The sequence below is a fragment of the Pseudomonas sp. Irchel s3b6 genome (assembly GCF_900187415.1).
In the GTDB taxonomy this organism is placed as follows: domain Bacteria; phylum Pseudomonadota; class Gammaproteobacteria; order Pseudomonadales; family Pseudomonadaceae; genus Aquipseudomonas.
Window position 1 is genome coordinate 110,189 of record NZ_FYDM01000012.1, and the last position, 22,298, is coordinate 132,486.

At 59.4% G+C, this 22,298-nt stretch carries 18 protein-coding genes; 16 read left to right on the forward strand and 2 right to left on the reverse strand.

The window, feature by feature from the left end; genetic code table 11:
* Nucleotides 1-15 precede the first annotated feature (15 nt).
* Both CKW07_RS19070 and map read right to left on the reverse strand, forming a co-directional pair.
* Nucleotides 16-2,718: a [protein-PII] uridylyltransferase gene (locus tag CKW07_RS19070; RefSeq protein WP_095146532.1), complete on the reverse strand. Its 2,703-nt coding sequence runs from the start codon at nucleotides 2,716-2,718 to the stop codon at nucleotides 16-18.
* 43 nt (nucleotides 2,719-2,761) lie between these two features.
* Entirely contained in the window at nucleotides 2,762-3,544 is a 783-nt protein-coding gene (map, locus tag CKW07_RS19075; protein ID WP_095146533.1) for a type I methionyl aminopeptidase, read from the reverse strand.
* A 370-nt stretch (nucleotides 3,545-3,914) separates the two neighbouring features.
* Here map and rpsB point away from each other — a divergent pair, with 370 nt between their 5' ends.
* The 16 genes from rpsB to dnaE all read left to right on the forward strand — a co-directional run bounded on the left by rpsB (nucleotide 3,915) and on the right by dnaE (nucleotide 22,192).
* Nucleotides 3,915-4,652: a 30S ribosomal protein S2 gene (gene rpsB / locus CKW07_RS19080; protein WP_047526298.1), complete on the forward strand. Its 738-nt coding sequence runs from the start codon at nucleotides 3,915-3,917 to the stop codon at nucleotides 4,650-4,652.
* A gap of 190 nt (nucleotides 4,653-4,842) precedes the next feature.
* Nucleotides 4,843-5,706 (forward strand): translation elongation factor Ts, encoded by an 864-nt coding sequence (tsf, locus tag CKW07_RS19085; RefSeq protein WP_095146534.1) that lies wholly within the window; start codon nucleotides 4,843-4,845, stop codon nucleotides 5,704-5,706.
* Nucleotides 5,707-5,916: 210 nt separating this feature from the next.
* On the forward strand, nucleotides 5,917-6,660 hold the full coding sequence (pyrH, locus tag CKW07_RS19090) for a UMP kinase (RefSeq protein WP_019692086.1): 744 nt from the start codon (nucleotides 5,917-5,919) through the stop codon (nucleotides 6,658-6,660).
* Nucleotides 6,657-7,214 carry a ribosome recycling factor gene (frr, locus tag CKW07_RS19095; protein WP_095146535.1) on the forward strand — a complete coding sequence of 186 codons (558 nt, stop codon included), beginning with the start codon at nucleotides 6,657-6,659 and terminating at the stop codon, nucleotides 7,212-7,214. The genes pyrH and frr overlap by 4 nt, the downstream gene beginning before the upstream one ends.
* A gap of 13 nt (nucleotides 7,215-7,227) precedes the next feature.
* On the forward strand, nucleotides 7,228-7,983 hold the full coding sequence (gene uppS / locus CKW07_RS19100) for a polyprenyl diphosphate synthase (protein WP_095077478.1): 756 nt from the start codon (nucleotides 7,228-7,230) through the stop codon (nucleotides 7,981-7,983).
* The gene (locus CKW07_RS19105) at nucleotides 7,983-8,789 is read left to right on the forward strand and encodes a phosphatidate cytidylyltransferase (protein WP_095146536.1); all 807 of its coding nucleotides are present in this window, start codon (nucleotides 7,983-7,985) and stop codon (nucleotides 8,787-8,789) included. Before uppS ends, CKW07_RS19105 begins: the two co-directional genes overlap by 1 nt.
* On the forward strand, nucleotides 8,786-9,976 hold the full coding sequence (gene ispC / locus CKW07_RS19110) for a 1-deoxy-D-xylulose-5-phosphate reductoisomerase (protein ID WP_095146560.1): 1,191 nt from the start codon (nucleotides 8,786-8,788) through the stop codon (nucleotides 9,974-9,976). Before CKW07_RS19105 ends, ispC begins: the two co-directional genes overlap by 4 nt.
* A gap of 57 nt (nucleotides 9,977-10,033) precedes the next feature.
* Complete coding sequence (gene rseP / locus CKW07_RS19115; RefSeq protein WP_095146537.1) at nucleotides 10,034-11,386, forward strand: sigma E protease regulator RseP; 1,353 nt, start codon at nucleotides 10,034-10,036, stop codon at nucleotides 11,384-11,386.
* A 74-nt stretch (nucleotides 11,387-11,460) separates the two neighbouring features.
* Nucleotides 11,461-13,848, forward strand: a complete 2,388-nt coding sequence (bamA, locus tag CKW07_RS19120; protein WP_095146538.1) for an outer membrane protein assembly factor BamA — start codon at nucleotides 11,461-11,463, stop codon at nucleotides 13,846-13,848.
* Between the two features lie 45 nt (nucleotides 13,849-13,893).
* The gene (locus tag CKW07_RS19125; RefSeq protein WP_095146539.1) at nucleotides 13,894-14,397 is read left to right on the forward strand and encodes an OmpH family outer membrane protein; all 504 of its coding nucleotides are present in this window, start codon (nucleotides 13,894-13,896) and stop codon (nucleotides 14,395-14,397) included.
* 3 nt (nucleotides 14,398-14,400) lie between these two features.
* Nucleotides 14,401-15,456 (forward strand): UDP-3-O-(3-hydroxymyristoyl)glucosamine N-acyltransferase, encoded by a 1,056-nt coding sequence (lpxD, locus tag CKW07_RS19130; protein ID WP_095146540.1) that lies wholly within the window; start codon nucleotides 14,401-14,403, stop codon nucleotides 15,454-15,456.
* Between the two features lie 108 nt (nucleotides 15,457-15,564).
* Nucleotides 15,565-16,005: a 3-hydroxyacyl-ACP dehydratase FabZ gene (fabZ, locus tag CKW07_RS19135; RefSeq protein WP_095146541.1), complete on the forward strand. Its 441-nt coding sequence runs from the start codon at nucleotides 15,565-15,567 to the stop codon at nucleotides 16,003-16,005.
* The gene (gene lpxA / locus CKW07_RS19140) at nucleotides 16,002-16,778 is read left to right on the forward strand and encodes an acyl-ACP--UDP-N-acetylglucosamine O-acyltransferase (protein WP_095146542.1); all 777 of its coding nucleotides are present in this window, start codon (nucleotides 16,002-16,004) and stop codon (nucleotides 16,776-16,778) included. Before fabZ ends, lpxA begins: the two co-directional genes overlap by 4 nt.
* A 2-nt stretch (nucleotides 16,779-16,780) precedes the next feature.
* The gene (gene lpxB / locus CKW07_RS19145; RefSeq protein ID WP_095146543.1) at nucleotides 16,781-17,911 is read left to right on the forward strand and encodes a lipid-A-disaccharide synthase; all 1,131 of its coding nucleotides are present in this window, start codon (nucleotides 16,781-16,783) and stop codon (nucleotides 17,909-17,911) included.
* A gap of 11 nt (nucleotides 17,912-17,922) precedes the next feature.
* Nucleotides 17,923-18,549 (forward strand): ribonuclease HII, encoded by a 627-nt coding sequence (gene rnhB / locus CKW07_RS19150; RefSeq protein WP_095146544.1) that lies wholly within the window; start codon nucleotides 17,923-17,925, stop codon nucleotides 18,547-18,549.
* Between the two features lie 121 nt (nucleotides 18,550-18,670).
* Nucleotides 18,671-22,192, forward strand: coding sequence for a DNA polymerase III subunit alpha (dnaE, locus tag CKW07_RS19155; protein WP_095146545.1), 3,522 nt, complete (start codon nucleotides 18,671-18,673; stop codon nucleotides 22,190-22,192).
* The last annotated feature ends 106 nt before the right edge of the window (nucleotides 22,193-22,298 follow it).

The window sequence follows — 22,298 nt, forward strand, 5'->3', positions numbered from 1 at the left end:
AAATCATGTCGCACGTCAGATGCTGATGCGCGACAGTTCGATTGAAGGTTGCGGGCTGACGCTCAGTTGTTCGACGATCGCATCCTGCAAGCGGCTGCACAGCTGGGGGTCGGACAATGGGTGGTTGTCGGCGTCGGTGATGAAGAACACGTCTTCGACCCGTTCGCCGAGGGTGGCAATCTTGGCGTTCTGCAGCGATAGGTCGAACTCGAGGAAGATTCGTCCTATTCGCGCGAGCAGGCCAGGGCGGTCCGGTGCGCTGAGTTCGAGCACGGTGACCGGGCGCTGGGCATCGTTGTGGATCGTCACTTGTGGTGCGAACGCAAAATGCTTGAGCTGGCGTGGCACCCGACGCTGGATGATGGTCGGGTAGTTGTCCGGGTTGCGCAGGGCTTCGGTCAGGCCGTCACGGATCTGTTTGACCCGCGCAGGGTTGTCGCCAATCGAGTCGCCGTCGGTGTCGAGCACGATGTAGGTGTCGAGGGTGAACTGGCTGCTGGAGGTGATGACCCGGGCATCGTGAATGTTCAGGTTGAGCTGGTCCATCGCGGCCACGGTCACGGCGAAGAAGTCGTGCTGGTCGGGGGCATAGATGAAAATCTGCGTGCCACCCTCGAACTCCCGTTGGGTGGTCTCCTTGATCAGCACCAGCGGGCCGCCATCGGCCGGTTGCTGCAGGATCGCGTCCGAGTGCCAGGCCACGTCGCCAGCGGTGTGACGCAGGAAATAGTCATCGCCCAGTTGCGACCAGAGTTGCTCGACGTCGTCCGGGTCGGTGCCGCCGCGCACCAGAATGTCCAAGGCCGCGCTTTGGGTCTGGCGAATCTGCTCTTCGCGGTCCACCGGGTTCTCCAGGCCGCGACGCAAGGCACGCTTGGTCTCGGTGTAGAGTTGGCGCAGCAGGCTGGCGCGCCAGGAGTTCCACAAGGTCGGGTTGGTGGCGTTGATGTCCGCGACGGTCAGCACGTAGAGGTAGTTGAGGCGGGTCTCGTCGCCCACGGTCTGCGCGAAGTCATGGATCACCTGCGGGTCGGACAGATCCTTGCGCTGGGCCGTGGTCGACATGACCAGGTGGTTTTGCACCAGCCAGACGATCAGCCGGCTGTCCCAGGTCGGCAATTGATGGCGCTGGCAGAAGGCTTCAGCGTCGACGGCGCCAATATCCGAATGGTCGCCATGGCGCCCCTTGCCGATGTCGTGATAGAGCCCGGCGAGGTAGATCAGTTCAGGCTTGGGCAGCTTGCCCATGAGCTTGCTGGCCAGCGGGAATTTCTCGGACACCTGAGTGTATTGCAGCTTACGCAAGTGCTTGATCAGGTTCAGGGTGTGGGCGTCGACCGTATAGATGTGGAACAGGTCGTGCTGCATTTGCCCGACGATGAATCCGAACTCCGGCAGGTAGCGCCCAAGAATGCCGTAACGGTTCATCCGCCTGAGGTTTCGGTGAATGCCGATCTTGCACTTGAACAGTTCGATGAACAGGCTCGTGTTGCGAATGTCATGGCGGAAGTCGTCATCGATCAGATGACGGTGCTCCCTTAGCAGGCGGATGGTATCGGCGCGTACGCCCTTTATTTCCGGCTGCTGAGCCATCAGTACGAAGATTTCCAGCATGGCAAACGGCGTGCGCTTGAACACGTTGTTGTTGATGGCTTCGATGTAGCCGTCATGCAGCTGGAAGCGCGAGTTGATCGGCTGCGGCGGCGCTTCGTCTTCCGGGGCGAGGATGATTTCCTCGAAGTGCTGGATGATCAGGTCGCTGAGCTGGGCAATGCTCATCACCACCCGGTAGTACTGCTGCATGAAGTTTTCGATGGCGTGTTTCGCGTCGTCCCCGGCAAAGCCCAGCAAGCTGGCGATCGAGCGCTGGTGATCGAACAGCAGACGGTCCTCGGCGCGGTCGGCCAGCATGTGCAGGGCATAGCGGACTTTCCACAGGAATTCCTGGGAGGACGCCAGCAGGGCGTTTTCGCTTTCCACCAGGAAACCTTCGCCCGCCAGTGCCCGCAGGTTCAGCGTGCCGTACTGGCGGCGGGCTACCCACAGAATCGTCTGGATATCCCGCAGGCCACCAGGCGAGCCTTTGACGTTGGGTTCCAGGTTGTATTCGGTGTCGTTGTATTTGTGGTGACGTGCTTTTTGTTCGGCACGCTTGGCCAGGAAGAACTCCTTGGCCGGCCACATGTGCTCGGTGCTGGTGACGTCGAGCATCCGCTGGCGCAAGCGCTCGGGACCGGCGATGGTGCGGCTTTCCATCAGGTTGGTGACCACCGTCAGGTCGGCGCGGGCTTCTTCGGCGCATTCGTCCACCGAGCGAACGCTCTGGCCGACTTCCAGGCCGATGTCCCATAGCAGTGTCAGAAAGCGCTCGATGGAGTCACGGAAGACTTCGTGGTCGGCGCTGTCGAGCAGGATCAGCAAATCGATGTCGGAGTAGGGGTGCAGCTCGCCGCGACCGTAGCCGCCGACCGCGACCAGCGCGATGTCGGCGTCAGCGTTCCAGTCGAACTGCTCCCAGGCCTTTTGCAGGATGTTGTCGACGAACCAGGCGCGGTCCTCGATCAGGCGGCGGATATCCCGGCCACTGCGAAAACGCCCGTCGAGCACCTCGCGCGCTTGGCGGATCGCCTTCTTGAAGGCTGCGATCGGGCTCGCCTTCAGGGCCAGTTCAGCCTGGAACTGGCCGCGGTCGAAGAGTTCTGGATCCACCTGCGGCATCGATTGGCTTTCCTTTCTATCTATATAGGCTCAGGACGGCAGGTCAGGCTGAAACGCGCGCGATGGTGTCATCGCCGCGCAGGGTGAAGATTTCGTAGCCGGTTTCCGTCACGAGCAGAGTGTGCTCCCATTGGGCGGACAGCTTGCGGTCCTTGGTGATCGCGGTCCAGCCGTCGCCCAGTACCTTGGTGTCGGCCTTGCCCTGGTTGATCATCGGTTCGATGGTGAAGGTCATGCCGGCCTTCAGTTCCATGCCGGTGCCAGCACGGCCGTAGTGCAGGATCTGCGGCTCTTCGTGGAACACCTTGCCGATACCGTGGCCGCAGAACTCGCGGACAACGGAGAAACCGTTCTTTTCCGCATGCTTCTGGATCACTTCGCCGATATCGCCCAGGCGGCAGCCCGGTTTGACCAGTTCGATGGCCTTGTACATGCATTCCTGGGTGACTTTCGACAGTCGCTCAGCCCAGACCGGTACGTTGCCGACGTGGAACATGCGGCTGGTGTCGCCGTGGTAGCCGTCCTTGATCACGGTGATGTCGATGTTCAGCGTGTCGCCGTCCTTCAGGGCCTTCTCGTTCGGGATGCCGTGGCAGACCACGTGGTTGATCGAGGTGCAGATTGACTTCGGAAAGCCCTTGTAGTTGAGCGGGGCAGGGATGGCCTTCTGCTCATTGACGATGTAATCGTGGCAGATGCGATCGAGTTCTTCGGTGGTGATCCCCGGCTTGACGTAGTCGGCAATCATTTCCAGCACGTCGGCGGCAAGTTTGCCGGCGATGCGCATTTTTGCGATGTCCTCTGGGGTTTTGAGGGTGACGGTCATACAGGCTCTCTCTACGCTCAGTGGCGCTTTCAATTCGGAATGGGCTCGGCGTGATATGGCTCGCGGCCCTGAAAAAGGCAATTCTAACAGACGCCCGGGGCAAATCTGCGCTTGCGGCATCGCTTCTGCTTATAGAATGGCGCATTCTTGGAGGATTCCAAGGGCTGGAACAACCGCGCTGACCTGGTTTTGAGAATCCGGGTTCCGTTTTCAGCCTTGCTGTGGTATAAAATGCGCCGCTTTCCGGGGATGCCCCGAAAGGCTTAAATCCACACACGTGTCGACACGATGACCTGGGTGCCTTCAGCTGAAGCTGCTGGTTGGTCATTGGGATACGTGGAGGCCAAACCCGACTTATTAAGGAACTATCATGTCCCAAGTCAACATGCGCGATATGCTGAAGGCCGGTGTGCACTTCGGTCACCAGACCCGTTACTGGAACCCGAAAATGGGTAAATACATTTTCGGTGCGCGTAACAAGATTCACATCATCAACCTTGAAAAAACCCTGCCAATGTTCAACGAAGCTCTGACTTTCGTAGAGCGTCTGGCCCAGGGCAAAAACAAGATTCTGTTCGTCGGCACCAAGCGTTCCGCTGGCAAGATCGTTGCTGAAGAAGCAGCACGTTGCGGTTCGCCGTACGTCGATCACCGCTGGTTGGGCGGCATGCTGACCAACTTCAAGACCATCCGTGCTTCCATCAAGCGTCTGCGTGACCTTGAAGTACAAGCCGAAGACGGTACTTTCGCCAAGCTGACCAAGAAAGAAGCGCTGATGCGCTCCCGTGACCTGGAAAAGCTCGATCGTTCCCTGGGTGGTATCAAGGACATGGGCGGTCTGCCTGACGCACTGTTCGTTATCGACGTTGATCACGAGCGCATCGCGATCACCGAAGCCAACAAGCTGGGCATCCCGGTTATCGGCGTAGTCGATACCAACAGCAGCCCGGAAGGCGTTGACTACATCATCCCAGGCAACGATGACGCAATCCGCGCTATCCAGCTGTACATGGGTTCGATGGCTGACGCTGTTATCCGTGGTCGCAACAACGTTTCTGGCGGCACTGAAGTCTTCGTTGAAGAAGCTCCGGTAGCTGCGGCTGAGTAATTGACGCCTTGGCGTTGACTCAGTAAGCAAAAAGGGGGCTTGGCCCCCTTTTTGCCACCTCGAAAACCATTTGTCGGCGCCCACTGCTCTATCTGTAACGTGCGGCAGCTAACAAGGGTGGTTCGGGAAGAATTGAACGCCCGTTCGATCGGGTGGAATGGTTGATAACCTATCCAAGAGGAATTTTGAAATGGCAGAGATTACTGCAGCGTTGGTCAAAGAACTGCGCGAGCGTACCGGCGAAGGCATGATGGACTGCAAGAAAGCCTTGACCAAGGCTGGCGGCGACATCGAAAAAGCCATTGATGACATGCGTGCTTCGGGCGCCATCAAGGCTGCCAAGAAAGCAGGCAACATTGCTGCTGAAGGCGCTATCGCCATCAAGGCTGACGACAAGTCGGCCGTGCTGCTGGAAGTGAACTCGCAGACCGACTTCCTGGCCCTGCAAGATGACTTCAAAAACTTCGTTGCTGCCAGCGTAGAAAAAGCCTTCGCCGAAAAACTGACCGACGCAGCTCCGCTGATCGCCGCTCAGGAATCGGCTCGTGAAGCCCTGGTGGCCAAAGTTGGCGAAAACGTCAACATCCGTCGCCTGGTGCGCGTAGAGGGTGACGTTGTCGGCACCTACCTGCACGGTAACAAGATCGGTGTTGCTGTTGTTCTCAAGGGCGGTGATGTTCAACTGGCCAAAGAGATCGCCATGCACGTGGCGGCAAGCAACCCTGAGTTCCTGCTGCCATCGCAGGTTTCGCCAGAAGCCATCGAGCGTGAAAAAGCGGTCTTCCTGAGCCTCAACGAAGACAAGATGAAAGGCAAGCCAGCTGAAATCGTCGAGAAGATGATTGGCGGCCGTATCACCAAGTTCCTGGCTGAAGCCAGCCTGGTCGAGCAAGCTTTCGTCATGAATCCAGAGCTCACCGTGGGTGCCTTGGCCAAGAAAGCCGGCGCTGAAATCGTTTCCTTCACCTACTTCAAAGTAGGCGAAGGCATCGAGAAGCCAGTTGATAACTTCGCAGAAGAAGTTGCAGCTCAGCTGGCTGCCGCCAAGCAATAAGACGGTTTTTTAACTGTCGCCCGAAAGAGGCTGCCCGCTCACGCGCGCAGCCTCTTTTCAGATGCAAAGGCCAATTTATTTGGCTTCTCATCGGAACTGGCTTACAAAGCCGTGTTCTGATGGCGCTGTGATAGCGTCAAGCTAGAGTGAACGCAGGCTGCAAACAGCCCGCAAAGAATTTTTTAAAATACGCCGCAGGAGAGATTCGCAATGGCTCAGCAGGGCAGTGGTTATCAGGCTCGCTATAAACGCATTCTACTCAAGCTTAGCGGCGAGGCCCTGATGGGCTCCGAAGAGTTCGGGATTGATCCCAAGGTGCTGGACCGCATGGCGCTGGAAGTCGGCCAGTTGGTCGGTATCGGCGTTCAGGTTGGTCTGGTCATTGGCGGTGGCAACCTGTTCCGCGGCGCGGCACTGAGTGCGGCCGGCATGGATCGGGTCACCGGCGACCACATGGGCATGCTGGCCACTGTGATGAATGCCCTGGCCATGCGCGATGCGCTGGAGCGTGCCAATATCTCGGCCATCGTGATGTCGGCTATTTCCATGGTGGGCGTAACCGATCACTATGATCGCCGCAAAGCCATGCGCCACCTGAACGCCAAGGAAGTGGTGATCTTCGCTGCCGGTACTGGCAACCCGTTCTTCACGACCGACTCGGCAGCGTGCCTGCGAGCGATCGAGATCGATGCCGACGTGGTACTGAAAGCGACCAAGGTTGACGGTGTGTACACTGCAGACCCATTCAAGGACCCGCATGCCGAGAAGTTCGATCATCTGACCTACGATGAAGTGCTGGATCGCAAGCTGGGTGTGATGGATCTGACGGCAATTTGCCTGTGCCGCGACCACAAGATGCCGCTGCGCGTATTTAACATGAACAAGCCCGGCGCCCTGCTGAACATCGTACATGGCGGCGCTGAAGGGACTCTGATCGAGGAAGGCGAACAATGATCAACGAAATCAAGAAAGACGCTCAAGAGCGCATGAGCAAATCCATGGATTCCCTGGCTAAAGCATTCAGCCAGATCCGTACCGGCAAGGCGCACCCGAGCATTCTGGGCAGCGTGATGGTGCCTTACTACGGCGCCGATACCCCGATTAGCCAAGTGGCTAACGTGACCGTGAAGGACTCTCGCACCCTGCAAGTCGTCGCTTTCGAGCGCAACATGCTGGCGGCCGTCGACAAGGCGATCCAGAGCGCCGGTCTGAACCTGAATCCGACCAACCTGGGTGAGCTGCTGCTGATCTCCATGCCAGCGCTGACTGAAGAAACCCGTAAGGGCTTCACCAAGCAGGCGCGTGAAGCGGCGGAAGATGCTCGTGTGGCGGTGCGTAATATCCGTCGTGACGCGCTGAGCCAGCTCAAGGATCTGGTCAAAGAGAAAGAAATCAGCGAAGACGAAGAGCGTCGTGCTGCTGACGATGTCCAGAAGCTGACCGACAAGTTCGTTGCTGAAATCGAAGTCGCCGTGAAGCAAAAAGAAGCGGATTTGATGGCCGTATAAGGGTCGCGCTTTCATGGAAAAGACCAAGCAGCCTGTGCTGTCCACGGTGCCGCGCCACGTCGCGATCATCATGGATGGCAATAATCGCTGGGCAAAAAAACGTTTCTTGCCCGGCGTTGCCGGGCACAAGGCGGGTGTCGATGCGGTGCGCGCCGTTATCGAGGTGTGCGCTGAGTCGGGTGTCGAGGTTCTGACGTTGTTCGCGTTCTCCAGTGAAAACTGGCAGCGCCCGGCCGATGAAGTCAGTGCCTTGATGGATCTGTTTTTCAAGGCGTTGCGTCGCGAGGCCAAGCGCCTCAACGATAACAACATCGCCTTGCGTATCATCGGTGATCGTTCGCGCTTTCATCCAGAGCTTCAGGCTGCCATGCGCGAGGCCGAGGCGATGACGGCCGGTGCCAATCGCTTTGTCCTGCAGATCGCGGCCAACTACGGTGGGCAGTGGGATATCGCCCAGGCCGCACAGCGCCTGGCGCGGGAAGTCCAGGCCGGTCACTTGCGTCCCGAGGACATCACGCCCGAGTTGCTGCAGACCTGCCTGTCCACGGGGGATCTGCCGTTGCCGGACTTGTGCATTCGTACCGGCGGCGAGCATCGCATCAGCAACTTCCTGTTGTGGCAGCTGGCCTACGCCGAGTTGTATTTCTCCGACCTGTTCTGGCCGGACTTCAAACACGAAGCCATGCGCAATGCGCTGGTCGATTTCGCCTCTCGTCAGCGTCGCTTCGGTAAAACGAGCGAGCAGGTCGAAGCTGGAGCCCGGGTTTAATGCTTAAACAACGAATCATCACGGCACTGATCCTGCTGCCCATCGCCTTGTGCGGCTTTTTTCTGCTCGAAGGCTCCGGCTTTGCGCTGTTCATCGGCCTGGTCGTGACCCTCGGTGCCTGGGAGTGGGCGCGCCTGGCAGGTTTCACCGAGCAACCGATCCGTGTGGCCTATGCGGCAGTGGTGGCGGCGATCCTGTTTGTCATGCACCTGGTGCCGGGCCTGGCGCCGTGGGTGCTGGGGGCAGCCGTGCTGTGGTGGGCGGTGGCGACCTTCCTGGTGCTGACCTATCCCAGAACCAGCGAGCATTGGGCCAGTGCGGCCTGCAAGCTGGTGATCGGCCTGTTGATCCTGTTGCCAGCCTGGCAGGGCCTGATCCTGATCAAGCAGCAGCCGTTGGGTAACTGGCTGATCATGGCGGTCATGGTGCTGGTCTGGGGCGCTGACATTGGTGCTTACTTCTCCGGTCGGGCTTTTGGCAAGCGCAAGCTTGCACCGCAGGTCAGTCCCGGCAAGAGCTGGGAGGGCGTGTACGGTGGCTTGCTGCTGAGTCTGGTCATCACCCTGGTCGTAGGGCTGGTGCGCGATTGGACGCTCGGTGAGATGCTCAAGGGGTTGATCGGTGCTGCTGTCATCGTCTTCATTTCGGTGGTGGGTGATTTGACCGAGAGCATGTTCAAGCGCCAGTCGGGGATCAAGGACAGCAGTAACCTGCTGCCTGGCCATGGCGGGATTTTGGATCGTATCGACAGCCTGACGGCGGCGATTCCCGTGTTTGCAGTGTTGCTGTGGATGGCGGCACCGTGAGCCGTCCACAACAGATTACCGTCCTGGGGGCGACCGGCTCCATTGGTCTGAGTACCCTGGATGTGATTGCCCGTCATCCGGAGCGTTATCAGGTTTTCGCCTTGAGCGGCTTCTCGCGGCTGAATGAGCTGCTGGCGTTGTGCATTCGTCATGTGCCGCGCTTTGCCGTTGTTCCCGAGCCTGTGGTGGCTCGAAGTCTTCAGGAGGCGCTGAAGGCTGCCGGCCTGTCGACGCGCGTGCTGGTGGGGGAGGAGGGATTGTGCCAGGTGGCCTCCGACGCCGAAGTCGATGCGGTGATGGCGGCCATTGTCGGCGCGGCGGGCCTGCGTCCGACGCTGGCGGCGGTCGAGGCGGGCAAGAAGATCCTGCTGGCCAACAAGGAGGCGCTGGTGATGTCCGGCGCCCTGTTCATGCAGGCGGTGCACAAGAGTGGGTCAGTGCTGCTGCCCATCGATAGCGAGCACAACGCGATCTTTCAGTGCATGCCCGCCGATTTTTCCCGCGGGCTCGGCGCTGTCGGCGTTCGGCGGATATTGCTGACTGCTTCTGGCGGCCCGTTCCGGCAAACCTCCATGGCAGAGTTGGCGCATGTGACGCCTGACCAGGCCTGCGCTCATCCCAACTGGTCGATGGGGCGCAAGATTTCGGTCGATTCGGCCAGCATGATGAACAAGGGCCTGGAGCTGATCGAGGCTTGCTGGTTGTTCGATGCCCGGCCGTCGCAGGTCGAGGTGGTGATCCACCCGCAAAGCGTGATTCATTCGCTGGTCGACTATGTTGACGGTTCGGTGCTGGCGCAATTGGGCAATCCGGATATGCGCACACCCATCGCCAATGCGCTGGCATGGCCTGAGCGGATCGACTCCGGTGTCGCACCGCTTGACCTGTTTGCCATTGCGCGCCTGGATTTCCAGGCGCCCGACGAGGCGCGCTTCCCGTGCTTGCGTCTGGCGCGTCAGGCCGCGGAGGCGGGAAACAGCGCCCCGGCCATGCTCAATGCCGCCAATGAAGTGGCGGTTGCAGCCTTTCTGGACGGGCGTGTCCGTTACCTTGAGATCGCGAGTATCATTGAAGAGGTGTTGAACCTTGAGCCTGTTGTGCCGGTCGATGACCTTGATGCGGTGTTCACGGCGGACGCCAAGGCTCGGCTGCTGGCCGAGCGTTGGATGAGTCGTCACGGGCGATAAGTGTTGCCGCGCGTTTGCTCGCGGCGGCGCTGAATAGGATTGCGGAGAAAAAAGTAGATGAGCGCGCTCTATATGATTGTTGGCACCCTGGTGGCCTTGGGCGTGCTGGTCACCTTTCACGAATTTGGCCATTTCTGGGTCGCGCGTCGCTGTGGCGTCAAGGTGCTGCGTTTCTCCGTGGGCTTCGGCATGCCGCTGCTGCGCTGGCATGATCGGCGTGGCACCGAGTTCGTGATCGCAGCCATCCCCTTGGGTGGCTACGTGAAAATGCTCGATGAGCGTGAAGGCGAAGTACCAGCGGATCAGCTTGATCAATCCTTCAATCGCAAATCGGTCCGTCAGCGCATTGCAATCGTTGCGGCGGGCCCTATCGCTAACTTCCTGTTGGCCTTCGTGTTCTTCTGGGGCCTGGCGATGCTGGGCAGCGAGCAGGTGCGTCCGGTCATTGGTGGTGTCGAGGCCGGTAGTATTGCCGCGAAGGCGGGCTTGAGTCCGGGGCAGGAAATCACGGCTGTCGACGGCGAGGCGACGACAGGGTGGGGGGAAGTCAATTTGCAGTTGATCCGGCGCCTGGGTGAAAGCGGGACCGTTCATCTGTTGGTGCGTGAGCAGGGCTCCAGTGCCGACTCTCCTCGTGAGCTGGTGCTTGATCAATGGCTCAAGGGTACCGATGAGCCAGATCCTATTCGTTCGCTCGGTATTCGTCCGTGGCGTCCGGCCTTGCCGCCGGTGTTGGCTGAGCTCGACCCCAAAGGGCCGGCGCAAGCCGCCGGCTTGAAGACCGGTGACCGCCTGCTGGCGCTGGATGGCCAGGCGTTGAACGACTGGCAACAAGTGGTGGACCAGGTTCGTGTACGTCCTGATACCAAAATTGTGCTGCGTGTCGAGCGTGACGGTGCTCAAATCGACGTCCCTGTCACCTTGGCTGCGCGTGGTGATACGAAAGCGGCCAGCGGTTACCTGGGCGCCGGCGTGAAAGCTGTCGAATGGCCACCAGAGATGGTTCGTGAAGTCAGCTTTGGTCCTGTCGCGGCCATTGGCGAAGGTGCGCGACGCACCTGGACCATGAGTGTGCTGACCCTCGATTCGCTCAAGAAAATGTTGTTCGGTGAGCTCTCGGTAAAAAACTTGAGTGGACCGATAACCATTGCTAAAGTGGCGGGCGCTTCTGCCCAGTCGGGTGTTGCTGATTTCCTGAATTTCCTTGCTTATCTGAGTATTAGCCTGGGGGTTCTGAATTTGTTGCCCATTCCTGTACTGGATGGGGGGCATTTGTTGTTTTATCTGATCGAGTGGGCGCGTGGTCGTCCCTTGTCGGATCGGGTGCAAGGTTGGGGGATACAGATCGGTATCAGTTTGGTGATCGGGGTGATGTTGCTTGCTCTGGTCAACGATCTGGGTCGACTGTAACGCTTCGCTGAATTGCGAATCTGCCGCATTTTGCGGCAGTTTGTTTATTGCCAGTTGGAATAAGAAAGGACTTCATGAAACGTCTGCTGCTAACTGCGGTTTTCACCGTATTGATGATCGCCGAAGTTCACGCCGAGTCCTTCACTATCTCCGATATTCGCGTCAATGGCCTCCAGCGGGTATCCGCGGGTAGCGTCTTTGGTGCCTTGCCGTTGAACGTCGGTGACCAGGCGGACGATCGTCGCTTGGTGGAGTCTACTCGTGCGCTGTTCAAAACCGGTTTCTTTCAGGATATCCAGCTGGGTCGTGATGGCAATGTCCTGGTCATCACGGTAGTCGAGCGCCCGTCGGTTGCCAGTATCGAGATCGAAGGCAACAAGGCGATCTCCACTGAAGACTTGATGAAAGGCCTCAAGCAGTCCGGTCTGGCTGAAGGCGAGATCTTCCAGCGTGCGACCCTTGAAGGGGTGCGTAACGAACTGCAGCGTCAGTACGTAGCCCAGGGCCGCTACTCGGCGACCGTCGATACCGAAGTCGTTCCTCAGCCGCGCAACCGCGTTGGCCTCAAGGTCAATATCAACGAAGGCACCGTTGCCGCGATCCAGCACATCAACGTGGTGGGTAACACGGTATTTGCCGATGAAGACCTGATCGACCTGTTCGAACTCAAGACCACCAACTGGTTGTCGTTCTTCAAGAACGACGACAAGTACGCGCGTGAAAAACTGTCCGGTGACCTGGAGCGTCTGCGTTCCTACTACCTGGACCGTGGCTATATCAACATGGATATCGCCTCGACCCAGGTGTCCATCACCCCGGATAAAAAGCACGTCTACATCACCGTCAACGTCAACGAAGGCCAGAAGTACAACGTTCGTGACGTGAAGCTCAGTGGTGACCTGAAAGTCCCTGAAGACCAGGTCAAGGCGCTGTTGCTGGTGCAAAAAGGCCAGGTGTTCTCGCGCAAGCTGATGACCACCACCTCCGACCTGATCACCCGCCGCCTGGGTAACGAGGGCTATACCTTCGCCAACGTCAACGGCGTGCCTCAGCCCCATGACGACGATCACACGGTTGATATCACCTTTGTGGTCGATCCGGGCAAGCGCGCTTACGTGAACCGCATCAACTTCCGTGGCAACACCAAGTCGGAAGACGAAGTGCTGCGTCGTGAAATGCGTCAGATGGAAGGTGGCTGGGCTTCGACCTACCTGATCGACCAGTCCAAGGTCCGCCTGGAACGTTTGGGCTTCTTCAAGGAAGTCAACGTCGAGACGCCGGCCGTGCCGGGTGTCGATGACCAGGTTGACGTGAACTACAGCGTTGAAGAGCAGGCCTCCGGCTCCATTACCGCCAGCGTCGGTTTTGCCCAGAGCGCCGGTCTGATCCTGGGTGGCTCGATCACGCAGAACAACTTCCTGGGTACGGGTAACAAGGTCAGCATCGGCTTGACCCGCAGTGAATACCAGAGCCGCTATAACTTCGGTTATGTGGACCCCTACTGGACGGCCGATGGCGTGAGCCTGGGCTACAACGCGTTCTATCGCACCACCGACTACGATGAGCTCGATACTGACGTTTCCAGCTATTCGGTTGACAGCCTGGGTGCCGGTGTCAGCGTCGGTTATCCGATCAGCGAGACGTCGCGCCTGACCTTTGGCCTGACCGCGCAGCAGGACGAGATCCAGACCGGTCAGTACACCGTCGACGAGATCTTCGACTTCGTGAACCGTGAAGGCGACAAGTACCTGAACTTCAAGGCGTCGGCCGGCTGGTCCGAATCGACACTGAACAAAGGTGTATTGGCAACCCGTGGACACTCTCAGAGCGTGACCGTGGAAGCGACCACCCCGGGTAGCGACCTGTCGTTCTTCAAGCTCGATTACCGTGGCCAGTTGTTCCAGCCGCTGACCGACACCTACACCATGCGTTTCCATACCCAACTGGGTTACGGTGACGGTTACGGTTCGACCGATGGCTTGCCATTCTACGAAAACTACTATGCTGGTGGCTTCAACTCGGTTCGTGGCTTCAAGGACAGCAGCCTGGGTCCTCGCAGTACGCCGAGTCGTGGCGCAGGTAGTACGGGTAACGTAGGCACCGTGGAAGACCCGGATCAGGATCCATTGCCGTTTGGTGGTAACGTCCTGATCCAGGGGGGGGCGGAGCTGTTGTTCCCGATGCCATTCGTCAAGGACCAGCGTTCGTTGCGTACATCCCTGTTCTGGGATGTGGGTAACGTATTCGACTCCAAGTGCGAGCAGACCACCAACACCAATGGCTCGAAGTCCAACACGCAGTGCAACGACGTCAGCCTGAGCAACCTGGCCAGTTCCGTGGGGGTTGGCGTGACCTGGGTTACCGCATTGGGTCCTTTGAGCTTTGCTCTGGCCATGCCGGTGAAGAAGCCTGACGACGCTGATACTCAAGTGTTCCAATTCTCCCTCGGTCAGACGTTCTAAGAGTCTGACCCAAGATAACGACAATGGATTTTGTAGGAGTGCATCGTGCGTAAGTTGACTCAATTGGTTCTCCTGGCAACTGTCCTGGTAGCAACCCCGGCATTTGCCGAGATGAAAATCGCGGTACTGAACTACCAGATGGCCCTGCTGGAGTCTGACGCGGCGAAGAAATACGCCGTGGATGCCGAGAAGAAGTTCGGCCCGCAGCTGTCCAAGCTCAAGAGCCTGGAAAGCAGTGCCAAAGGCATCCAGGATCGTCTGGTGAGCGGTGGCGACAAGATGGCCCAGGGCGAGCGTGAGCGTCTTGAGTTGGAGTTCAAGCAAAAGGCCCGTGACTTCCAGTTCCAGTCCAAGGAACTGAACGAAGCCAAAGCCGTTGCCGACCGTGAAATGCTGAAGCAGCTCAAGCCGAAACTGGACAGCGCTGTGGAAGAAGTCATCAAGAAAGGTGCTTTTGACCTGGTCTTCGAGCGTGGCGCAGTGATTGATGTCAAGCCTCAGTACGACATCACGCGCCAGGTTATCGAGCGCATGAATCAGCTGAAGTAATCCATGACAGTGACTAAAAAGCTCGGCCAGTTGGCCGAGTTCCTCGGCGCCACCCTTCGTGGCGACCCGGAAAAAGACATTACTGGGCTGGCCACTTTGCAAGAGGCTGGCCCAGCTCAGTTGAGCTTTCTGGCAAACCCCCAATACCGTAAATACCTGGCCGACAGCCAGGCCGCAGCCGTGTTGCTGAAGGCCGCTGATGCCGAAGGGTTTGCCGGGGATGCGCTGGTCGTGCCTGACCCCTATGCCGCCTATGCGCGGGTTTCCCACCTGTTTGATCCCAAGCCCAAGTCGGCAGCCGGTATTCACCCGACAGCGGTGATTGCGGCGGATGCGGTGGTTGATCCGGCCGCGAGTATTGGCCCTTTTGTCGTGATCGAGAGTGCGGCGCGAATTGCTGCCGGGGTGACCCTCGGTGCGCATTGCTTCGTGGGCGCTCGCAGCGAGATCGGTGAAGGTGGCTGGCTGGCTCCGCGGGTGACGCTGTACCACGACGTGCGCATCGGCAAGCGCGTGGTCATACAGTCCGGTGCGGTGCTGGGCGGCGAAGGTTTCGGTTTTGCCAACGAGAAAGGCATCTGGCAGAAAATTGCCCAGGTCGGTGGTGTATCGATCGGCGACGACGTGGAGATTGGCGTAAATACCGCTATCGACCGCGGCGCGTTGGCTGACACCATCATCGGCAACGGTGTGAAGCTGGATAACCAGATTCAGATCGCCCACAACGTACAGGTCGGTGATCACACCGCCATGGCGGCGTGCGTGGGGATTTCCGGCAGCACCAAGATCGGCAAGCATTGCATGCTGGCTGGCGGTGTTGGCCTGGTTGGGCATATCGATATCTGCGACAACGTATTCCTGACCGGCATGACCATGGTCACCCATTCGATCACCGAACCGGGTGCCTATTCGTCCGGTACCGCCATGCAACCGGCTGCCGAGTGGCGCAAAAGCGCGGCACGCATCCGTCAGCTCGATGATATCGCGCGACGCCTGCGACAGCTGGAAAAGCACGTAGGGGAAGTGACCCCTGGCGGCAATGCTTCATCAGATGGCTGATACCATTTCCACATCAAGTGTGCACAGCCGTTAGACTGCCTCCTTGATTTGCTAGAGGAGTGTGCGTCCGTCGCGCGCTCCCAATCTTTACATAGGCTTCCCCCCGAAATGATGGACATCAACGAGATTCGCGAATACCTGCCTCACCGTTACCCGTTCCTGCTGGTGGACCGGGTAGTGGACCTGGATGTTGAGGGCAAGTGCATTCGTGCCTACAAGAATGTCAGCATCAACGAACCCTTCTTCAATGGTCACTTCCCTGCGCATCCAATCATGCCGGGCGTACTGATCATCGAGGCGATGGCTCAGGCTGCCGGAATCCTTGGTTTCAAAATGCTCGACGTGAAGCCGGCCGATGGCACGCTTTACTACTTTGTCGGCTCTGACAAATTGCGCTTCCGCCAGCCGGTGCTGCCGGGCGACCAGTTGATTCTTGAAGCCAAGTTCCTGAGCTGCAAGCGCCAGATCTGGAAGTTCGAATGCCAGGCTTCGGTCGATGGCAAGCCGGTCTGCTCGGCTGAAATCATCTGTGCGGAACGCAAACTATGAGTTTGATTGACCCTCGCGCAATCATCGATCCGACGGCCATTCTGGCTGACGGCGTCGAGGTCGGCCCTTGGTCGATCATCGGCGCAGGTGTGGAAATCGGCGAGGGAACAGTGATCGGCCCGCACGTGGTGCTCAAGGGGCCGACCCGGATCGGCAAGCATAACCGTATCTACCAGTTCTCCTCGGTAGGTGAGGACACGCCTGATCTGAAGTACAAAGGTGAGGAAACTCGCCTGGTGATCGGTGATCACAATGTCATCCGTGAAGGGGTGACCATTCACCGGGGTACCATTCAGGATCGTTCAGAAACCACCCTGGGTGACCACAACCTGATCATGGCCTATGCCCACATCGGCCATGACAGCGTTATCGGTAATCACTGCATTCTGGTGAACAACACGGCGTTGGCCGGCCACGTGCACGTGGATGACTGGGCGATCCTGTCCGGTTTCACCCTGGTTCATCAGTACTGCCACATTGGCGCCCACAGCTTTTCCGGCATGGGTACCGCCATTGGCAAGGACGTTCCGGCCTATGTCACGGTGTTCGGTAACCCGGCGGAAGCGCGCAGCATGAATTTCGAGGGCATGCGCCGTCGTGGATTCAGTGAGGAGGCGATCCATGCCCTGCGTCGTGCCTACAAGGTGGTGTACCGCCAGGGGCTGACCGTCGAGCAGGCGCTGGCCGAACTGGCCGAGCCTTCGGCGCAGTTTCCTGAAGTCGCCGTGTTCCGCGACTCGATCCAGTCGTCGACTCGCGGCATTACTCGCTGATCATGGCCAATCTGCGGATTGCGCTGGTGGCGGGTGAAGCCTCCGGCGATATTCTGGGCGCCGGATTGATGCGCGCACTCAAGGCTCAGCATCCGGTGGTCGAGTTCATCGGGGTCGGTGGCCCGCTGATGGAGGCCGAAGGCCTGGTGTCCTACTTTCCCATGGAGCGCTTGTCGGTCATGGGGTTGGTGGAGGTTCTGGGGCGGTTGCGTGAACTCCTGGCCCGGCGCAAAAAGCTGATCAAGACGCTGGTCGCCGAAAAGCCCGATGTGTTCATTGGCATCGATGCGCCGGACTTCACCCTCAATATCGAACTGAAATTGCGTCAGGCCGGGATCAAGACGGTGCACTACGTCAGCCCTTCGGTCTGGGCCTGGCGTCAGAAGCGTGTGCTGAAGATCCGCGAAGGCTGCGATCTGATGCTGACGCTGCTGCCGTTCGAAGCCCGATTCTATGAAGAGAAGGGCGTGCCGGTGCGGTTTGTCGGCCATACCCTGGCCGATGCGATCCCGCTGGAGGCTGACCGCTCGGCGGCACGCGCCGAACTGGGCCTGCCGGACGGCCCGCTGGTTGCCCTGATGCCGGGGAGCCGTGGCGGTGAGGTCGGGCGCCTGGGGGGCTTGTTCCTCGATGCCGCCGAGCGTTTGCGCGCCATGCGCCCCGGTGTTCGGTTTGTCATACCCTGTGCCAGTCCTCAGCGCCGTGTGCAGCTCGAAGAACTGCTGGCCGGTCGCGATTTACCGGTGACCCTGCTCGACGGGCGTTCTCACCAGGCGCTGGCGGCCTGTAATGCGGTATTGATTGCATCGGGTACTGCGACGCTGGAGGCGCTGTTGTTCAAGCGGCCGATGGTGGTGGCCTACCGCCTGGCGCCGCTGACCTACTGGATTCTCAAGCGCATGGTCAAAAGCCCTTATATCTCGCTGCCCAACTTGCTGGCCCAGCGTCTGCTGGTGCCCGAGTTGCTGCAGGACGACGCAACGCCCGAGGCGCTGGCGTTGACCCTGTCGCCGCTGATCGATGGTGGGGAAGAGCAAACCACCGGGTTTGACCAGATCCACCGGACCTTGCGCCGCGATGCCTCCAACCAGGCGGCCGAAGCTGTACTCACGCTGATCGGCAGCCCGCAATGAGTAATGTGAAGATGCAAATGGGGCTGGACTTTACCCTGGTCGCAGACGCCGAGGACCTGGTCGCTGGCGTGGACGAGGTTGGCCGTGGCCCGTTGTGTGGCGCGGTGGTGACGGCGGCGGTGATCCTGGATCCGAACCGGCCGATTCTCGGGCTCAATGACTCCAAGAAACTCACCGAAGCGCGTCGCGAGAAGCTCTACGACGAAATCCGTGAAAAGGCCCTGAGCTGGTGCATTGCCCGCGCCGAGGTCGAGGAAATCGACGAACTGAACATTCTGCATGCCACCATGCTGGCCATGCAGCGTGCGGTCGAAGGGCTGCATGTCACGCCGAAACTGGCGATGATCGACGGCAACCGCTGCCCGAAGCTGGCGATGCCGGCCGAGGCCGTGGTCAAGGGCGATAGCAAGGTGCCGGCGATCGCGGCGGCCTCGATCCTGGCGAAAGTCAGCCGTGATCGGGAAATGGCGGCATTTGAATTGATTTACCCGGGGTACGGCATCGGTGGCCATAAGGGCTATCCGACTCCCGTTCATCTGGAAGCCTTGGCCCGCCTGGGACCGACGCCGATTCACCGGCGCTCGTTCGCCCCCGTGAGGCTGGCGTACGAGGCGCGCGAGGGTTTGCTCGAGACCTAGGGTCTGTTGACGTTGGCTTCGTCACCCAACGTCAACAGACCCTAGTCGCAAGGCTGATGTTTTTGCCAAGGCCCGGTACAATCCGGGCCTTGTTGTCTTTACGTTTCTGGACAGGATCACTATGCCGGCTTCATTCGTTCACCTGCGCCTGCACACTGAATACTCCCTGGTCGACGGCCTGGTGCGGATCAAGCCGCTGGTCAAGACGCTGGTCGGCATGAACATGCCCGCCGTGGCCGTGACCGACCAGAACAACATGTGTTCCCTGGTCAAGTTCTACAAAAACACCATGGGTGCCGGGATCAAGCCGATCTGCGGTGCCGACTTGTGGCTGTCGAACAAGGACCCCGATAACCCGCTCAGCCGGATCAGCTTTCTGGTGATGAATGCCGCTGGCTATCGCAACCTCACCGAGCTGATTTCCCGCGGCTTTATCGATGGTCAGCGCAATGGCCAGATCATCATCGAGCGCGAGTGGGTGGCCGAGGCCAACGAAGGCTTGATCATGCTGACGGCGGCGAAGGAGGGCGAGATTGGTATCGCGCTGCTCAGTGGCAACCCGGAAGAAGCCGAAACCCTGGCCCGCGAGTGGATGGCGGTGTTCCCGGATCGTTTCTATCTGGAGATCCAGCGCACCAACCGGCCAAACGACGAAGAACAACTGCACGCCGCTGTAGCCCTGGCCGATAAGATCGGCGCGCCGCTGGTCGCCACCAACGACGTGCGCTTCATCAAGCAGGAAGACTTCGCCGCCCACGAAACCCGCGTGTGCATCGGCGAGGGCCGTGCCCTTGACGATCCGCGGCGCTCGAAGAACTACAGCGACCAGCAATACCTCAAGAGCGCCGAGGAGATGGCCGAGCTGTTCAGCGACCTGCCCGAGGCGCTGGAAAATACGGTCGAGATCGCCAAGCGCTGCAACATCGAAGTGAAGCTGGGGACACACTTCCTGCCCAACTTCCCGATTCCCGATGGCATGACCATCGACGAGTATTTCCGCAAGGTGTCCTTCGATGGCCTGGAAGAACGCTTGTCCGTTCTGCTGCCCAAGGACACCACCGAAGACTACGAGGCCAAGCGCCAGGTCTACGTGGATCGGCTGAATTTCGAGCTGGATATCATCATCCAGATGGGGTTCCCCGGTTACTTCCTGATCGTGATGGACTTTATCCAGTGGGCCAAGAGCAACGGCGTCCCGGTGGGCCCCGGCCGTGGGTCGGGTGCCGGATCGCTGGTGGCCTATGTGCAGAAGATCACCGACCTCGACCCGCTGGAATATGACCTACTGTTCGAACGTTTCCTTAACCCGGAACGGGTCTCCATGCCCGACTTCGACGTTGACTTCTGCATGGACGGCCGCGACCGCGTTATCGACTACGTGGCCGAGAAGTATGGTCGCAACGCGGTCAGCCAGATCATCACCTTCGGTTCCATGGCCGCCAAGGCGGTGGTCCGTGACGTGGCGCGGGTGCAGGGCAAGTCCTACGGCCTGGCGGATCGCCTGTCGAAGATGATCCCCTTCGAAGTCGGCATGACTCTGGAAAAAGCCTACGAGCAGGAAGAAATCCTGCGTGACTTCATCAAGGTCGATGAAGAGGCCGCGGAAATCTGGGAAATGGCCCGCAAGCTTGAAGGCGTTGTGCGTAACGTCGGCAAGCACGCCGGTGGCGTGGTGATCGCGCCGACCAAGCTGACCGACTTCTCGCCGATCTATTGCGACGAAGAGGGCGGAGGCCTGGTTACCCAGTTCGACAAGGATGACGTCGAGGCTGCCGGCCTGGTGAAGTTCGACTTCCTCGGTCTGCGGACCCTGACCATCATCGACTGGGCGCTGAAAACCATTAACCGTGACCGCGCCAAGGTCAACGAGCCGCCGCTGGATATCGCGTTCATCCCGCTGGACGACAAGCCGACCTACAGCCTGCTGCAAAAGGCCGAGACCACGGCGGTGTTCCAGCTTGAGTCGCGCGGCATGAAAGAGCTGATCAAAAAGCTCAAGCCCGACTGCCTGGAAGACTTGATCGCACTGGTGGCGTTGTTCCGTCCCGGCCCGTTGCAGTCGGGCATGGTTGATGACTTCATCAACCGTAAGCACGGTCGCGCGGAACTGGCGTACCCACACTCGGACTACCAGTACGAAGGCCTCAAGCCTGTATTGGCGCCGACCTACGGCATCATCCTGTATCAGGAACAGGTGATGCAGATTGCCCAGGTCATGGCCGGCTACACCCTCGGTGGCGCGGACATGCTGCGACGGGCCATGGGCAAGAAAAAGCCTGAGGAAATGGCCAAGCAGCGCGGCGGTTTCATCGAAGGTTGTGCATCCAACAATATCGATGCCGACCTTGCGGGTAACATTTTCGACCTGGTGGAGAAATTCGCCGGTTACGGCTTCAACAAATCTCACTCCGCGGCCTACGGGCTGGTGTCTTACCAGACCGCCTGGCTGAAGGCTCACTACCCGGCACCGTTCATGGCGGCGGTACTGTCGGCGGATATGCACAACACCGACAAGGTCGTGACCTTGATCGAAGAAGTGCGGACCATGAAGTTGCGCCTCGATGCGCCGGACGTGAACACGTCGGAGTTCAAGTTCACGGTGAACGACGAAGGCCGCATTATCTACGGTCTGGGCGCGATCAAGGGGGTTGGCGAAGGGCCGGTGGAGGCGATTACCGAAGCGCGTCAGAACGGGCCATTCGAGGACCTGTTCGATTTCTGCGCCCGGGTCGACCTCAAGCGCATCAACAAGCGTACCCTCGATGGCTTGATCCGCAGCGGCGCGCTGGATCGCCTGGGGCCGTACTTCCATGATGAGCCGAAAGCCTACCAGGCCAACATCGACCGCAATCGCGCGGTCTTGCTGACGGCCATGGAGGAAGCGATCAAGGCGGCCGAACAGACCGCGCGGACCCACGACAGTGGCCATGCCGACCTGTTTGGCGGTCTGTTCGTGGAAGAAGACGCCGATGTCTACGCCAATCACCGCAAGGCCAAGGAGCTGACGCTCAAGGAACGCCTCAAAGGCGAGAAAGATACCCTGGGCCTGTACCTGACCGGACACCCGATCGACGAGTATGAGGGCGAGATTCGCCGTTTTGCCCGTCAACGCATCATCGACCTGAAGCCGGCCCGCGATACCCAGACCGTCGCCGGCATGATCATCGCCCTGCGCGTGATGAAGAACAAAAAGGGCGACAAGATGGGCTTCATCACCCTCGACGACCGTTCCGGCAGGATCGAAGCGTCCTTGTTTGCCGATGCCTTCCACTCGGCGCAGTCGTTGTTGCAGACCGATGCGATGGTGGTGGTCGAAGGCGAGGTCAGCAATGACGACTTCTCCGGAGGCCTGCGGTTGCGCGTCAAGCGGGTGATGAGCATGGAAGATGCACGCACTAACCTGGCCGAAAGCCTGCGCCTGAAGGTCCAGACCCAGGATCTCAAGGGCGATCAGTTGCGCTGGCTGGGTGAGTTGTTCAAGCGTCATCGCGGTGCGTGCCCGATTACCCTGGAGTACACCCGTCCCGACGCCAAGGCCCTGCTGCAGTTTGGCGAAGGCTGGCGAATCGATCCGGCAGACAGCTTGATTCAAGCGCTGCGTGACCAGTTCGGGCGAGACAACGTCTTCCTCCAATACCGTTGACGGTCAGGGGCCATTGAAGCGCCCTGACCCTGACCCGAATTTTTAATCTCGACCTGAACGCGCCTGTCCCTTAAGGTAGGGCGCGAATAGACAATCGGCCGACCCA